Genomic DNA, 16,014 nt, shown 5'->3' on the forward strand with positions numbered 1-16,014 from the left:
ACCAAAAACGCAGATGGTGAGGTGTGGGCTGGTCCGGCTGAAAATTGCCGACGTGTTTCCGTAAGCCCGGGAGAGCCAGCATGGATGCTGGCTCAGGGCGCGCTTTGCAGGGATGCTTCCTCGCGCCCGACCCGGTAGCCTGGAGGAATAAGCGGAGGGGACCGCGGAGCGGCAATTTTCCCGCCGGGAGCCGGGATTGTAAAGGGCGTGGCGAAGAACGCCCTTTACACGTTCACGGGTATCAATGCTTCAGAAAAATAACACTGCTGAGGTGAACGGAACCCTGAGAAAGAATCACATGTTCACCCTACATGCTTAACTGGACAGTATTGAACGTGGATGAGCCGTTAAACTGACTTATTTGATGTACGAATCCAGCACTTTCAGGACCACATCCAAATCCTCTTCGCGCTTAATTTCATCGCCCTGATGCACAATGTGCTCGGTCAGATGACCTTTAATCACTTCACGCATTAATCCGTTTACTGCCCCGCGGATCGCCGCTATTTGCTGCAATACTGCCGCGCATTCATGCGGTTCATCCAGCATGGTTTTCAACGCTGCTACCTGCCCCTGAATCTTGCTGGTTCGGGCTTTCAGCTTTTGTTTGTCGCGGATCGTATGTGACATAACTTTACCTTTTTAACGTCTGGCTGTAGGGACAATACCATCGACATTCTACTGGGGGGTAGTATTTGATACTGGGGGGGAGTAGAATCAGGCGAAATTAAACAACTAAGAATCATTCTCATGGGTGAGTTTTCTACGCTTCTTCAGCAAGGTAACGCCTGGTTTTTCATTCCCAGCGCGATTCTATTGGGTGTGTTGCACGGTCTGGAACCGGGGCATTCCAAGACGATGATGGCGGCCTTTATTATTGCCATTAAGGGGACCATCAAACAGGCGGTGATGCTGGGGCTGGCAGCAACGCTGTCGCATACCGCCGTGGTATGGCTGATTGCGCTCGGTGGGATGTATATCAGCAAAGCGTTTACTGCCCAGGCCGTTGAGCCCTGGCTGCAGTTTGTCTCGGCGATTATTATTCTCGGGACCGCATTCTGGATGTTCTGGCGAACCTGGCAGGGAGAGCAGAACTGGCTGGCCCAGACGCATCACGACCACAATCACGACCATCACCACCACCATGATCATGATGACGATCATCACCATCATCACCATCATCATCATCATCATCATCATCACGAACACGAGCATAATAACGACCATGCCGCACTGGCAGGACTCACCGAAGGCTCGAAAGAGTATCAGGATGCCCACGAACGGGCGCATGCCACCGATATTCAGCGCCGCTTTGCGGGCAAAGAGGTCACCAACGGCCAAATATTACTGTTCGGTCTGACCGGCGGGCTTATCCCGTGCCCAGCCGCCATTACGGTGCTGCTGATTTGCATCCAGCTCAAAGCCTTCACGCTGGGTGCGACCATGGTGCTGTGCTTCAGCCTCGGGCTGGCGCTGACGCTGGTAACGGTGGGCGTGGGAGCGGCAATCAGCGTGCAACAGGCGGCCAAACGCTGGAGCGGATTTAACACGCTGGCACGCAAAGCTCCCTATTTTTCCAGTGTGCTCATTGCGATGGTCGGTTTATATATGGGGATTCACGGCTATATGGGGATCGTCGGTTAACACCAAGAGAGCGCAGCAGCGCTTGCCGCTGCGCGTAAAACCAGGCTAGCTTGCGACATTCCCCCACACCAGTTGCCCTTGATGGAAGGTCGCGGTGCGTGGGGAAATTCGCGCGACCGCTTCTGCCGAACAAGAGGCATCCACCAGCACAAAACTGGCTTCATCCTGCGCTTTCGGCCAGACGCGCTCACCTTTATCGTTAAGCGGCAACACATCGCCGGTGGCGAGGAACAACGCCCGCGACAGGTTAAGCTCATTGGGGCGAATATAGAGCTGGGCGTACAGATTTGCCTTTTCCAGCATGTCGCCCAGCCCGTACGGCGACCAGTGATCAATTACGCTGTCGGTTCCGGTAATCACCTCCACGCCTTTGTCTCGCAGCTGTTTGAGCGGCATGTGCAAGGTACCGATCGGCACCGTCGAGGCAATGGTAATCTGCTGTGCCGCCATGCGGCCCGCCAGCGCATCCACCTGCTGTTCGTTCAACGTTGCCAGCGCAAACGCGTGGCTGATGGTCAGTTTGCCCTTTAATTGCGGCGTTTTCTCCACCGTCTCCACCATGTAATTCACTGCCGCCACGCCCGCCGGGCTGGTTTCATGCAAATGGATATCCACGCCTTTATCGTAATCCAGCGCAATCTGGAACATGGTGTCGAGGGATTTTTCCATCGCCCCATCGACGCTGGTTGGGTCCAGACCGCCGACGTAATGCGCTCCCGCCTGCATCGCTTCACGCATCAGCTGTTCAGATTTTGATAACAGCAGGCCATGCTGCGGAAATGCCACGATTTCACAGGCAAAACCCGGTTGACGACGCGCCAGTACCGCCTGCAGGTTTTCGAGATTTTTCAGCCCGGAAACCGGTTCTATGTTGCAGTGGCTGCGGGCGATCGAGGTACCTTTTGATTGCAGAAGATCGATCAGCTTTTCCGCGCGCTCCTGCGTATAAGGCTGGAGTTCAGGCAGCAGCTTTTGTTCCAGGCGGATCATATCCTGAATAGTGGTGCCAGCCGGACGGTTCAGCGAACGCCAGGGACCGCCGTAAAAGGTTTTATCCAGATGGATGTGCATGTCGCGCATGGCGGGCAGCATCAGCTTTCCACCCGCATCATAGTGGGGCAGCGTCGCATCCGGATGCTGCTTATTCTCGCGCAGCGCAACGATTTTTCCGTCCTGGATTTCAACGGTTTGCAGCGCGGTACGGGTGTGTACCACCACCGAATTTTCGTAATCAAAGCCCGCTTCCAGCAGGACGTTATCCAGATAATAGTGTTTATCGTTAATCGTCATTGTGCTCTTCGACCCGCAGGTGTTCCCGACAGGATTAGCAGCATACGCGACCGGAGCGACCGCGCCAAACAGCGCGGCAGCGGTCACCATTTTTCCGCTCTGGCTTAAAAATTCACGGCGGCTGTTACTTTCCTTCATTCACGTCTCCTCTCAGGAATGGACAATATGGGTGCCCGTTTCGCCGCGCAGTGCGGCAGGCAGGCATTCCGGCGTGGTGATGATCACTCGTTTACCGCCACGCTCCAGAAACGCCAGGCTGGCAACGATCTTGGGTAACATGCTGCCAGGCGGGAAATGTCCCTCCTGCATGTAACGGGTCATCGTTGCGACATCCACCGTATCCAGCGCCTGCTGGTTGGGTTTGCCAAAATGAATACAGACCTGCTCGACGCCGGTGGTGATCACCAAAATGTCGGCGCGGATCTCCTGCGCCAGTAGCGCCGTGGAGAGATCTTTATCAATCACCGCGTCCACGCTCTGGTAATCCCCTTGATCGCTACGCACCACCGGGATCCCACCGCCGCCCGCGCCAATAACCACAAAGCCTTTCTGGGTCAGCGTTTTGATCGCCTCCGCCTCGACAATGCGCTTCGGTTGTGGAGAGGCGACTACTCGACGGTAGCCGCGCCCCGAATCCTCAACAAAGCGCCAGCCCGGATTGACCCGCTGCAGTTCATCACGCTGCACTTCGCTAAAGAACGCTCCAATGGGCTTGGTCGGATTAGCGAAGCCCGGATCGTTTTTGTCGACCTCCACCTGCGTTACTACCGTAACTGCCTTCTGCTCACCGCGCCGCGCCAGACGGTTATTCAGCGCCTGTTGGATCAGATAACCGATACCGCCCTGCGTATCGGCAACGCAGTTTGCCAGCGGGGTAAGCGGCAGCCCTTCACGCTCGTGCGCGATTTCCGCACGCCGCAGATCCAGCCCTACCTGTGGCCCGTTACCGTGCGTCAGCACAATGTTGTAGTCCGATGCCAGCATCTCCAGCACCGTATCCGCTACCGCTTTCACCGCTTCAGCCTGGTGTTCAATCGACTGGCTGGCGTTATCTTTGATAATGCTGTTGCCGCCAATGGCAACGACCACAAGTTCTTTCATAGTGTTATCTTCCGCTTGCAGGCAATTCAGGTCGTTTTCGTTGGTTCCTGCTCAGGCGCAGTCACCGCTTCACGGCTATCAAGAACATGCTTGAGGACAAACATGCCACTCATCATCAGGTAGGCCACAACAAACATCATCGAGCTGCCTTCCGCAAAGCCAACCGCCGGGGAGTGAATCACGCCAAACAGCGATAACAGCGCGCCAAAGGCTGCGGCAATCGCACCGCGTAACGGCTTGTTCATAATGGCGAAGATAGCGACGCAGCCCCACAGCATGCTGGCCAGCGGTGCGCCGCTTCCCAGATGCACCAGTCCGTCGTAATAGACACCTTTGCTGTGCAGCAAGTCACTACCCAGTTTCCCCGCGGATGTTCCGGCGGCACCCATCACGCTGTTGACGATGGTCAATGCCCAGTTGGCGATCCACGGGAACAGACAGATGAAGATAACGGGAACCTCGACTTTGGGCGTTTCTCGCACCACCTGGTTGGCGGTCACCACGCCGATAAACACCAGAATCGGCACTATCGCGGTCATCGGAATAATGGCGAGCATAAACGCGCCCAGCCCAAACAGCGGCACCAGGAACATGGTGATGCCTGAAGCGAGGGTATAGCCGATGCTGGCGCCCATCGCTTTCCAGCCCGCATGCCCAACATATACGGTCACCGGGAACGGGTTACCCAGCATGCAGCCGAGCATGGAGGCAAAGCCGTTCGCCATCATGACCTTACGGGTGTTGTACTCATCGCCCGCCGCGTGCGCACTTTCAATGTTCTCAAGGTCAAAAATATAGTTCGCCAGGCCCAAAGGAACTGCAGAAGCCAGATACGGCAGTGCGTGCGGTAAACCTTGCAGGAAGCTGTCGACATGAATTTCCGGCGGGTTGAAGCCAAAGGAAGACATCGACGCTTTAATGGCTTCCGGGCTTTGTAAACCGGAGATCCACGCCAGGGCCGTACCGGCAATCAGCAGCAGCAAACCGGTAGGAATACGGGCAAAAATCGGCTTCTTACCGAACCAGTTAATGAAGATCAGCAACAGGACGATGAAAGAAACCGTCGGCGCTTCGAATGCCTGCAGCATCGGGTTCATCGCCAGCAGCAACAGCCCCAGGCCGGACAGACAAGAAAGCAGTACCGTACGTGGGATCATCTTGCGGATGGTCTCGCCCAGGAAGGAGCCGCCGACCAGGATCAACGCTTCGACAAAGCACCACACCAGGGCTATCTGGATAGCGAAGTTGGCATCTTTGGTTTGCTGATAAACCGGCATCAGCACCAGGAAGGTCACGGTGAAGATTGACGGTGCACTCGGTCCGGACGGCAGCGCCGTTACGTCGTTACGCCCGGTGTGCTTTGCCATCTGCAGGCCAAACCAGGCGTAGCAGACGCTGGCCACCAGCACCGCCAGACCAAAGGCAGGCGCAATACGACCGTAGACAATTTCGGTAGGGATCCCGACGACAAAAATGAGCAGCCCCATCATTGTCAGCAGGTTAGTCAGGTTGTTGGTCATCAGCCCAAAGTAAGCCGCCCAGTCACCACGTTTCCATTCTAGTTTTATGCTGTTCATGGAATATCCTTAACAGGTTAAGCATCATTTGCGATCGCGGAGATCGCCCAGCCCTGCAGGTAAGCAACGTTTTTCGCTTCGCTACTGTGGGGCTAACCGTGTTAGCCCCGGTTATTGTTATTGGCAGTAGCGGTCGCGCCAGTTGAGGATCGCCTTTTCAAAACAGGCGAACGGCGGGTGAACTATTCCGGCGCCGATCATGCCGATCCCCGCGTCTTTGTGCGCAATAGCGGTGTTGATCACCGGCAGAATGCCGGTGCTGCCTACGCGCGTAATATCAATAGCGGTCGGTACGCCCATAAAACCAAGCAGCGGAATGGTGACGTTGGGGTTTTCGCCGAGAGTGATTTCTCGCATCTGGCGAGAGAAATCAACCGCTTCCTCGACCGTACCGCCCACCAGCGCTACGATGGCCGGTGCCGTCGCCATAGCGAAACCGCCAATGCCGTAGGTTTCGGTGATCGCGCTATCGCCGATATCACGTCCGGAATCTTCCGGCTTATAGCCCGCAAACATCGGCCCAATCACCTGCTGCGCCGGACCGGTAAACCACTGGCCCGGTAAGCCACTAATGCGCAGACCGAACTCAACGCCATTGCGCGCCATCGTCGTCACCACGGTGCTGTATTCAATACCGTGTGCAGCGTCCATTGCGGCTTTACACATCGCCATCCAGGTCGGTCCGGAGAAGTAATCACTACTGAGGACGAACTCGAACACCTCACGTTGCTGCTCAACCGGATAGCCGGTCTGAATAATCCACGGCGTCAGCGCCTGAATCAGCAGCGCCGTCCCGGCGTTGTTGCGGTTATGGCACTCATCACCCATGTGCAATGCCTGCGCCAGCATCAGGCGCAGATCGATTTCGCCCGCCAGTTTCATAGCGTCGCGCAGCATCGGTCCCAGCACATCGCGCATCCAGTTCAAACGATCGATAACGCTCTGATCGTTCGCGCCCATGCGCAGGATCTTCGCCATCTGCTCGCTCATATTGGTATATGCGCGGTTGCCATAGGTTTTGTTCTCGACGATGTGCATAAACATCGATGCCGACGTCACGCCCGCCATCGAGCCGACACAGTCATGCTCGTGGCACGGAGAGAAGATGATTTCACCCGAGGCGGCCAGTTCCGCGGCTTCATCCAGATCTTTCGCCAGCCCTTCAAAGACCAGCGCCCCGGTTACCGCCCCCTTCATTGCGCCGCACATTTTTTCCCAGCGGATTGGCGGCCCGGCGTGCAGGATGGTGTTACGGGTCATGCCCGGCACGACGTTGATCGCCTGATCATAGCCAATTAGCACCGGATGCGACTGGATAATGCGTTCCAGCGCCTGCTGGTTAGCGGCCGCGATTTTGTCTGCCAACGGTGAATCGGCAATGTCGTCCAGTGCCGCTACCACCTGCATGTTGCCCTGGCCCGGCGGCGTCCAGTCGAGCTGGGTCACCGGTACGTTCTGCTTTTTCAGGTCATCGCTGAACATTGCAATGCCAACGTTAATCACGTTCAGCGGCTGGTTAAACAGTGTCTGGCTCATCAGGCTTCCTCCCCTTTACAGATAAATTCACGCGCCAGCAATCCGGTGTTGGTGCTACTGCTCGCCCAGATAACCCCGGCGTCGGTCAGCATCTGACACTGTTTTTCCAGCGACGGCGTATCAAGATCGGTTCCCAGCACATAGCCGAGGATCTCAAGCGGACGACCGTCTGCGGTGGCGATCGCTTTGGCTTCAACGATCGCATCGAGCATCACGCCAACCGGATCTTCATGCGATCCAAATCCAAGGACGAAGTCCATCACGATCACGCCAACTTCAGGATCGCGCGCTTCCTGTAACAGACGACTAATGCGGTTGGTGGGATCGATCATCGGGTGCGGTTTGCCATTGGTAAAATCGTCATCACCGAAATCGAGGAAGGTATGCGCCACGCTGCGGTTGAGATCTTTCAGGCGGAATGCCGGATCCGGATGAATGTTGCTGTAAACTTCGGCATGTTTTTCCATGGCAGCAAACATCGCCTCATCGCACAACGTGCCGCCGCAGAACAAGCCACGGATGTACTTTTGCTGTGGAGTCAGACGGGCGCGAACCTCTTCAATCAGCGGCCAGTTGAGCGGATGCAGATCCAGACTCTCTTTTTTCACGCCGGTCAGCAGTACCGCTTTCAACGCCGCCTCTTTAGTACCGCGGGCAAACTGTAGGCCTTTTTCATCCGCAGGCGCGGCTTCACGGCCCAGGAAACACACCACCACGGGCTTATGACAGGCGCGCGCACGTTCCAGCACCTTGCGCGCCACCGCTGGCGCAGGCGGTTTGGAGATAAGCGCGATGATCTCGGTTTGCGGATCGGCCTCCAGCATGCCAATCGCGTCAAGCATCATCAGGCCGCCAATCTTTTCGCTAAGATCGCGTCCACCTGTGCCAATCAACTGGGAAATTCCGCCGCCAAATTCGTGAATGCGTACGCTCAGCTCCTGGCTGCCGGTACCGGAGGCACCAATAATTCCGATGTTGCCGCGACGCACCGCGTTGCCAAAACACAGCGCAGCGCCGTTAATGATGGCGGTTCCGCAATCTGGCCCCATCATCAGCAGTCCTTTTTCATGCGCCAGCTGCTTAAGCGCCAGCTCGTCCTCAAGAGAGACGTTGTCAGAGAACAGCATCACATTGAGGTTATTTTGCAGCGCCTGGCGCGCTTCACGCGCGGCAAACAGGCCATTGACCGAGATCACCGCCAGATTGCTCTCAGGAACATGCTTCTTCGCGCTGGCAAGCGTGGCATAGCGCGCTTCATGCTGGCCACCCTGCTCTTTATGCGTAAACAGATCGTCAATCGCCATCAGCGTTTGGTCGTTCGCCGCCTCGCTGGTGCCTTTAATGACAATCATCAGATCGCCACTTTTCGCCTCTTCCAGCTCAGGCGTCAGCAGGCCGAGATTCTTCAGTACGCCCTTATTCATCTCTGTCGCCATAGCCACAAACGCCTGCTCAACGCCATCGAGCTTATTTGCGCGCGTGGAGATAGACATCAGTGAGACAGAATCAAAATACGTGTTCTTTTTAACAACTATCCTGATCGACATAATTCCCTCCGGACCTGTGGCTCAGGGCGCAGGCATCCGCCATGCCATACAGCATGTCGCAGCCAGAACTTGAACCGATATTTTTAATGTCAGTAATATATTGCGTAGAAACGAGTTGTTGCTCAGTAATAAATTGGTTCAGCAGCCATCCGATGCTTTCCCGATAACGCTGATTAAATGCTTCCTCTAGCGTTATTTTGCTAAGTAGCGTTGTATTATTTCCTGCACGTTGCAATGCCGCTAAAAAATCATCTCTATATTTCCTCAGCGGATGTCCGGGAATAAATAAAATGGTGCTTAAGCCTACTAAATAATCATCCGATGAGGGCGTCAGCCCTATCCCCAAACCAATTAAATGGCTGACCGCCGTAGTAATATTTTCTCCTGTACGCAACGCCGTCAGTAATGTTTGTCGGCGGTTGAGTAATTGACGGGTGATTTCCTGATAAAACGGATTGTCACCCTGGTACAGAAATAATGTGTCGTCGCTTCTTAGCTGTTGGCGGATAACCTCTTCCCAGTGCTGCCAGCCGACTGCGTCAAGGCTTGCTGCATCAGATGTCCACCGTGGTATTCGCCACAGCTGGCAACCGGCGGTTTCTATCCATTTATCATTGCCAACAACTATTCCCGACCCGCTAAAATTGACCCGCTCACCGGGGTGAAACAGGTCTTCACAATGCGTCAGCGCCAACCGACAGCTGTTAGGTGCGTTATCACAATCTTCACTCAGTAACGTCAGCAGCCGCTGCTGTTCGGGTATCAACAGGTTTACCGCGTGGGAAAAAACCTGTTCAACCCGTCCCGTTCCCCGGAAAGTGAGAAACGCGCTGTCTGCGGTTAGCGCCCGTACGCATCGCCGTGATGGCGTAGCGATAATGGCGCTCCTGTGTCAGGCTCCGGCCGCAATCAGCAGCTCGGCAATTTCGTGGTACCCTTTCTCTCGCGCCAGTTCCAGCGGGGTTTTACCGTATTTATCCGTCATGTGCGGGTTTGCGCCATGGTCGAGCAGCAGCTTAACGATCTCCTGCTGCTTCGCACCGCCGTCATTTAGCACGATGGCTTCCAGGAGCGGCGTCCAGCCAACAAAATTAGTATGGTTGACATTGATATCGGTACGCAGCAGTAGTTCGCGCACGATCTCGACATGACCTTTTTCGCTGGCAGGTGTAATACCAACGCCGCCAAAACGGCTCAGGCAATTGAGGTCGGGGTCAGCCGGTAATACCGTACGCAACAGCGTTAAATCATTAGTCAGGCAGCTAATCAGGAAGGGGTTAAAACAAGTTTGATCTTGTTTATTAATATCGGCACCCGCAGCAATCAATAAAGAAACACAGTCATAATGTTTATTCAGGCTGGCAATAATAATGGCAGTACGCCCCTGGCGGTTAGTGGCGTTAATATCCACATTTTTTGCCAGACAGGATTTTAATCCATCGGCATTGCCCTGTTCTGCCGCCAGCAGAAATTCAGTAATGAGTTCTTTCTCTGACATAATCGCTCTCCTGCAGTTTTTTAGACTTTTTAAATATCCGATAACCTGAGAATAGCAACAGAGTGCAGAGAATAACATCCGCTTAAATTTCATTCATCGTTAATGCATCGATTATTGAATCAATTTTAACAATGAGGACAAAACGTGCTGTAGTGCAATCTTTCCCTTATGGATGGGGCCCTTTTAGTCACTAATCAGTAGTCCGGGAAATCAGTCGGTATGCTGCACGGATAGCGGCCTGCAATTAAAATACTGAAGTGTGATTGCCTTCAAATCAAATGTAAAACTAGTGTTAAATTCTGTTCAAAACTGATTGCTCTGTATAAGGATTACAAATACATTCAACAATCATCGTGTTGCGGATGCGCATTGTCGCCGGAGGGGAGAAAGATGAATTCAATATTTACCGAGGAAAACCTACTGGCATTTACGATGGCTGCCCGCTATAGCAGTTTCAGCAAGGCGGCGGAGGAGCTTGGCTTAACCACATCGGCAATTAGTTACACCATTAAGCGCATGGAAATGGGTCTCGACGTGGTGCTGTTTACCCGTAGTACTCGCAGCATTGAGCTGACCGAGTCCGGGCGTTACCTGTTTCGCAAGGCGACCGACCTGCTCAACGATTTCCACGCCATCAAGCGCAGCATTGATACCATCGCTCAGGGAATTGAGGCTCGGGTGCGCATCTGCATTAACCAGCTGTTGTATACCCCTCAACATACGGCGAGGCTGCTGCAGGTACTCAAGAAACAGTTTCCAACCTGCCAGATAACCGTCACTACAGAGGTGTATAACGGCGTCTGGGATTCGATCATCAATAACCTGGCCAATATCGCGATTGGCGCGCCCGATACATTACTGGACGGCGGCGGAATTGATTACACCGAGATCGGCGCGATCCGTTGGTCGTTCGCGATTGCCCCGGATCATCCGCTGGCGTTTATGCCTGAACCCATCTCTGAGAGCCAACTGCGCCTGTACCCGAACATCATGGTGGAAGACACCGCACACACCATCAACAAAAAAGTCGGTTGGCTGTTACACGGTCAAGAGTCGATTCTGGTTCCCGATTTTAATACCAAGTGCCAGTGCCAGATCCTGGGGGAGGGCATCGGTTTTCTGCCAGACTATATGGTGCGCGAGGCGATGGAAAAGTCGTTGCTGGTGACACGACAGATCCACAACCCACGTCAGGATTCACGAATGCTGTTGGCAACCCAGCACTCGGCAACCGGTCGTGTCACTCAGTGGATTAAAAAAGAGTTTGGCCCACAAGGGATACTGACGGGGATTTATCAGGATTTACTGCATCGGGCGTGATGCACCGGATGGCTGTTATACCTTCCGGTGCATATAAGATAATCAGGCGCGGATATCGTCGTACTCGCGGGTTTTATCAAATTCATGTTTGGCAAACGGGCACAGCGGAATAACTTTGCGGTTTTCAGCGCGCATCTTCTCTACCACTTTCGCCACCAGCTGTTTGCCGACGCCCTGACCTTTCAGGCTGGGATCGACATCGGTATGTTCAATGATGCTCAGATGCTCGCCCGTCGGCACGAAAACAATCTCGGCAACCTGGTTGCCCTCAGCATCATTGACATAAAACTTGTTATGGCCTGCAAGAATTTCCATGCTTCCCTCACTCATTTTTGGCGATATTTCAGCGCACCGCTCGGACAGGTATCGATGACCTTGATGACCGTGGCAACGTCCACTTCATCCGGAATAATCCACGGTTTACGTTTCAGGTTAAACAGCTTCGCGCTTCCCCGCACGCAATTGCCCGAATGCTGACACATCGCCGTGTTGAAGTAGACGTCAATCTTCTCGCCGGTATAGGCCCGGTAACCTGCATCCAGTAGTTCCTTATCCACGACATTGCCTCGCATTTTTTTATTGTCTGGGTCTAATCATAGACCTATGCGAGGCTGAAGGAAGCGGCTGAAAGCAGAAATATCATTCAGGCTTTTTCTGTATCGACGGCTGCGGCTCTGGCGGCAAATACTCCAGCATCGCTGGCGTCGGCGGCGGGAGGCGGTTATCGGCAATATCCCTGTCCACATCGATATGACTGATTTCGCCATTCTCATGATGGTGGACCGTCAGCACCCTCGCCTTGTTCAGTTCCGTAACCAGCTCCCGGGTAATACGCAAACTTTCTGCCAGCTCATGGTCTTCAAGCCCGGGTCTGCGACTGCGGCGTTCGACCCGAAAACGAAACTGGTTGTACTTCGCCCAGCCAATCAGCACCAGGCCGTTGACCAGGGCGACAAGGATATAAAACGTGACCGTATCCAGCGTGGTGAAAAAGGGTCGCACACCCATATACGGTGAATGCGCCAGTGCAGTGATCAGCCCTTTATAGATCAAATAGATAAATCCAACCCATGCGATGGCCGTCAACAACACATCGATGATGCGCGGCAGCAAACGCCGCTCCGTGAAGATCAGTGGCTGGTTCATGATTCGATCCTCCCAATTCCACGGTCAGGACTCACCCAGCGCGCCCTGCCGCGTTTGCGTTTAAGCATCACTTTCGGGAAAGCCACCAGCGTAGTGAACAGGCTTAGCATCCAGTACACCACCGGGAACCAGATAATCCAGAACAACGAGGCGCCAATGCCTTTTTCATAGCGTCGTTCAATCATCAGACTCACCGCAAACTGTATTAAGCAGACCACACCGAGAATAAGTCCGGTAAAGGCTGGCGGGAACAGATGTTGTACATACAACGAGTCCGGCATCGGGATCATCAGTCCCAGCAGGAACAGCACGATACTGATCGCATAGGCAAACGACCAGGCGGTAGAAAAACAGAACTCAAGAAACAGCGGCCACATGCGGCGGAACTCCCACGACCACAGACGACGCATGTTAACGATAAACACCTCTGCACCACCCTGCGCCCAGCGCAAACGCTGCTTCCATAGCCCTTTTAATGTTTCAGGCATCAGGATCCAGCACAGTGCGCGCGGCTCAAAGAATACCGACCAGTGGCGCAATTGCAGCTTCCAGCTGATATCGATATCTTCGGTGATCATGTCCGGGCTCCAGTAACCGACCTCGGCCAACGCGCGACGACGAAACGCCGCAACTACGCCGGAAACGGTAAAGATCTGCCCATAGACTCGCTGAGTACGCTTAATTAAGCCGATAATGGAAGAGAACTCACCGACCTGCACACGACCAATTAACGTAGAGCGGGTTCGAATACGCGGGTTCCCCGTCACTGCACCAACGCGCGGGAACTGGATCAGCGGGGCCACAATATAGGCAACGGCATCACGATCCAGTAACGCATCGCCATCAATGCACACCAGGTAATCACTGCGCGCAGCGGCTGCACCGGTCTTGAGCGCCAGCGCTTTACCCTGGTTTTCAGCCAGATGAATCACCCGCAGGCTGGGGTATTCCACTGCCAGTTGTTCCAGCACGTCGTGAGTGTCATCCGTCGAACCATCGTTGATGGCGATCACTTCGATATTCTTATATCGCTGTGCCAGTGCTGCCTCAATGGTTTCACGCGCGTTGATCCCTTCGTTAAAACAGGGGATCAGAATGGACACCAGCGGATTCCCCGGCAGGGTCGGTGGTGGCGTGTCATCTCCCCATTTCCAGTGACGTTCACGGTAAAACCAGAAATAGACCCCGCCGCTTATCCACAAAGCAGACATGAACAAAGGCCAGAAGAAGACGAAGTTCAACATCACTTCACCTGTAAAGATGACAGCCACGCCAAACGGCAGGCTGAACATCAGGCAAAGTATCAGGAAAGCAATAATGCGATCGGTCATTTTTGCGGATACCAGTATGAGGAGAACGTCGAGCGAATCTCTGACATCTCAGGTTTGTCGCTGATGAAATCATCCGGGTAATAGCCGTAGTTACCTGCACCGCTTAATTTCAGCTGGCGCATCCATTCGGCTATTTGTTTTCCGCTGATTTCAGCCTGATCCCCGGATTTACGCCAGTCTCGTGCCTGCAGTTCAAACACGGTTTTATCCAGCGCCCCAGGGGTTTGTGCAACGGCATTCACCAGTCGGTCAAGCCATGCGTTGGCATCATTGGCCGGGATCTGTTCCATGAATGGCATCGCCATCGGCGCCGTCCAGTCATAGGTATTGAGGAAATCATTCAGGTTTTGTGCAAACCAGGCTTCACTTTCAGGCTCCAGTACCGGCATGGCGTAAATATTGCGCGCGGTTTGCACCTGTGGACCGCGAATATTACGCACCGTCCGGGTCAGTTGTTTGGTGAAGTCAATCAGCATCTTACTTTTCAGGCGAGTCCAGCGCTCGAACGCCTGAGGATTATTACGTATTTGCTCGATACTGCCCGGAAGCCCTGCGGCACGGTAGGCGGCTAACGCCTCCGGTGACGCATCTTCAAAATCCGTCAGGAAAGCATCGTCATGGAACAAAATACCTTTGAAGCTGGCGTGCTTCGCCAGGTCTTCATAGATTTCAGTGATGCGTTTGCGCGCTTCGCTGTCCCAGGGCGAGAGACGAACATAGTTCTCATGATTGATAGCAGTGCGTCCCGTTTTCGGATCCCATGCGGTTACGCGTGGAATGGACGCGTCGAGATCGAAAGCCAGAACCGGCATCCAGGCATACACCGTCACCCCTGCCCGCGTTTGTAACTGCCAGGAGATATAGTTAAAGAGATCGGCACGCATCGGCAGCCAGCGGTTGGGGAAATAGACCTCACGAATATTCCCGTCGCCCTGCGGATCGGCGTACGCCTGCAGGAAGACATGAGAAATACGCATGTCATAAACGCGCTGGATCAGCTTATCGATATTTCGCTTCTGCTGAGCAGGGTCTTTGTCATACACGTAATCCAGATCGACATGCATCACGCGCATCGTCTGTGGTTCACGGACCTGAGCGACCTGACTGGCAAAGCGCTTAAGGGATGGGTTATCAGAAATCAGCACGCGCGGAATATCATCGAGAAACGCGGCATTTGCCAACCCTTCATTAAGCGTAAAGGCCATCTTATAGCCATGCTCTTTGGCCAGGTTTAACGTTGTACCGTTGGCTGCGCCGTAAGGCCATACCCACGCGCGCGGCGATTTGCCGGTCACCGCTTTGATCTTGTTAGTGATCAGAGAGATATCCGTGTTTATACGTCGCGTGTACTGTTCGTCCGTTTCGTAAGTGCCGGTTTTCTTATCATACAGGCGGTTCGCCACAGCGGGCTCTTTACTCCCCTGCGGGTTGGCCTCAGCGCCAAAGTGCGAGTTCCAGGTGTGCGCACCGACTTCTACCAACGGCGACTTGCCCATTTCTTCGACCATTTTCCAGGTGGCGAATTTGTCTCGCGCTGTCATTAAGCCACCAAAATCGACTTTTTTGTTGGCTGGCGCATCAACCCAACTGCCTACTGGCGCCCAGAGCGCAGGCCAGTTGTAGGCTTTCAGTAGCGGCCAGACGCGGGTATAAAAACTGCTATATCCATCGTCAAAAGTGAGTAATACCGCTTTTTCCGGCAGTACAATTTTACCGTCATGGGCGTCCAGAATTTGCTGCACGCTGATCGGCTGATAGCCATTATCACGCAGCCAGGCCATTTGGTCGCTCAACGCGCTGGTACGCACAGAGAGGTAGCGCTGGTCGGCTGCACCATCCTCCACATCATGGTAGCCGAGCACCAGAAAGCTATTTTTCGGCCACGGATGATCCGCCGTCAGCGGTGTTCTCTCTGCGGGAGGAACATAGCGAGGCGTTGTATTGTGCGCGCTGCTGCACGCGGTAATCATCAACCAGCCAGCGATTAATGCGCTAAGCCACAGGCATCTTTTCAGCATGAACAA

General features: G+C 54.1%; 15 protein-coding genes. 2 read left to right on the forward strand and 13 right to left on the reverse strand.

What is annotated here, in order from left to right:
- Nucleotides 1-357: 357 nt before the first annotated feature.
- Nucleotides 358-630: a Ni(II)/Co(II)-binding transcriptional repressor RcnR gene (rcnR, locus tag OGY09_RS12945; protein WP_003825567.1), complete on the reverse strand. Its 273-nt coding sequence runs from the start codon at nucleotides 628-630 to the stop codon at nucleotides 358-360.
- Nucleotides 631-750: 120 nt separating this feature from the next.
- Here rcnR and OGY09_RS12950 point away from each other — a divergent pair, with 120 nt between their 5' ends.
- Nucleotides 751-1,644, forward strand: coding sequence for a nickel/cobalt efflux protein RcnA (locus OGY09_RS12950; protein WP_150388439.1), 894 nt, complete (start codon nucleotides 751-753; stop codon nucleotides 1,642-1,644).
- 45 nt (nucleotides 1,645-1,689) lie between these two features.
- On the opposite strand, the gene OGY09_RS12955 is transcribed toward OGY09_RS12950, so the two are convergent.
- From OGY09_RS12955 to OGY09_RS12985, 7 genes are all read right to left on the reverse strand, one after another.
- Complete coding sequence (locus OGY09_RS12955) at nucleotides 1,690-3,072, reverse strand: amidohydrolase family protein (protein ID WP_032944873.1); 1,383 nt, start codon at nucleotides 3,070-3,072, stop codon at nucleotides 1,690-1,692.
- Between the two features lie 12 nt (nucleotides 3,073-3,084).
- Nucleotides 3,085-4,035, reverse strand: a complete 951-nt coding sequence (locus OGY09_RS12960; RefSeq protein ID WP_032944874.1) for a carbamate kinase family protein — start codon at nucleotides 4,033-4,035, stop codon at nucleotides 3,085-3,087.
- Between the two features lie 26 nt (nucleotides 4,036-4,061).
- A complete protein-coding gene (locus OGY09_RS12965) occupies nucleotides 4,062-5,612 on the reverse strand; it encodes a hypothetical protein (RefSeq protein ID WP_003825560.1) in 1,551 nt (516 codons plus the stop codon).
- A 117-nt stretch (nucleotides 5,613-5,729) separates the two neighbouring features.
- Nucleotides 5,730-7,148 carry a YlbE family protein gene (locus OGY09_RS12970; protein ID WP_008785728.1) on the reverse strand — a complete coding sequence of 473 codons (1,419 nt, stop codon included), beginning with the start codon at nucleotides 7,146-7,148 and terminating at the stop codon, nucleotides 5,730-5,732.
- Nucleotides 7,148-8,695 carry an acyl-CoA synthetase FdrA gene (fdrA, locus tag OGY09_RS12975; RefSeq protein WP_032944876.1) on the reverse strand — a complete coding sequence of 516 codons (1,548 nt, stop codon included), beginning with the start codon at nucleotides 8,693-8,695 and terminating at the stop codon, nucleotides 7,148-7,150. Before fdrA ends, OGY09_RS12970 begins: the two co-directional genes overlap by 1 nt.
- Complete coding sequence (locus OGY09_RS12980) at nucleotides 8,673-9,572, reverse strand: oxamate carbamoyltransferase subunit AllH family protein (RefSeq protein WP_502873207.1); 900 nt, start codon at nucleotides 9,570-9,572, stop codon at nucleotides 8,673-8,675. Before OGY09_RS12980 ends, fdrA begins: the two co-directional genes overlap by 23 nt.
- Before the next feature lie 15 nt (nucleotides 9,573-9,587).
- On the reverse strand, nucleotides 9,588-10,193 hold the full coding sequence (locus tag OGY09_RS12985) for an ankyrin repeat domain-containing protein (protein WP_008785731.1): 606 nt from the start codon (nucleotides 10,191-10,193) through the stop codon (nucleotides 9,588-9,590).
- Between the two features lie 390 nt (nucleotides 10,194-10,583).
- On the opposite strand from OGY09_RS12985, the gene OGY09_RS12990 reads away from it, so the two are divergent.
- Complete coding sequence (locus OGY09_RS12990; RefSeq protein ID WP_003825551.1) at nucleotides 10,584-11,513, forward strand: LysR substrate-binding domain-containing protein; 930 nt, start codon at nucleotides 10,584-10,586, stop codon at nucleotides 11,511-11,513.
- A gap of 42 nt (nucleotides 11,514-11,555) precedes the next feature.
- On the opposite strand, the gene OGY09_RS12995 is transcribed toward OGY09_RS12990, so the two are convergent.
- The 5 genes from OGY09_RS12995 to pgaB form a co-directional block, all read right to left on the reverse strand.
- Nucleotides 11,556-11,828, reverse strand: coding sequence for a GNAT family N-acetyltransferase (locus OGY09_RS12995; protein WP_003033869.1), 273 nt, complete (start codon nucleotides 11,826-11,828; stop codon nucleotides 11,556-11,558).
- An 11-nt stretch (nucleotides 11,829-11,839) separates the two neighbouring features.
- Nucleotides 11,840-12,070, reverse strand: a complete 231-nt coding sequence (gene yjdI / locus OGY09_RS13000) for a 4Fe-4S mono-cluster protein YjdI (RefSeq protein ID WP_003825544.1) — start codon at nucleotides 12,068-12,070, stop codon at nucleotides 11,840-11,842.
- An 82-nt stretch (nucleotides 12,071-12,152) separates the two neighbouring features.
- Nucleotides 12,153-12,659: a poly-beta-1,6-N-acetyl-D-glucosamine biosynthesis protein PgaD gene (gene pgaD / locus OGY09_RS13005; RefSeq protein ID WP_003825542.1), complete on the reverse strand. Its 507-nt coding sequence runs from the start codon at nucleotides 12,657-12,659 to the stop codon at nucleotides 12,153-12,155.
- Nucleotides 12,656-13,990 (reverse strand): poly-beta-1,6-N-acetyl-D-glucosamine synthase, encoded by a 1,335-nt coding sequence (gene pgaC, locus OGY09_RS13010; protein ID WP_032944880.1) that lies wholly within the window; start codon nucleotides 13,988-13,990, stop codon nucleotides 12,656-12,658. The genes pgaD and pgaC overlap by 4 nt, the downstream gene beginning before the upstream one ends.
- A complete protein-coding gene (pgaB, locus tag OGY09_RS13015; RefSeq protein WP_032944882.1) occupies nucleotides 13,987-16,008 on the reverse strand; it encodes a poly-beta-1,6-N-acetyl-D-glucosamine N-deacetylase PgaB in 2,022 nt (673 codons plus the stop codon). The genes pgaC and pgaB overlap by 4 nt, the downstream gene beginning before the upstream one ends.
- Nucleotides 16,009-16,014: the final 6 nt, after the last annotated feature.

The sequence above is a fragment of the Citrobacter sp. Cpo071 genome, from assembly GCF_030332765.1.
Lineage (GTDB): Bacteria > Pseudomonadota > Gammaproteobacteria > Enterobacterales > Enterobacteriaceae > Citrobacter > Citrobacter portucalensis.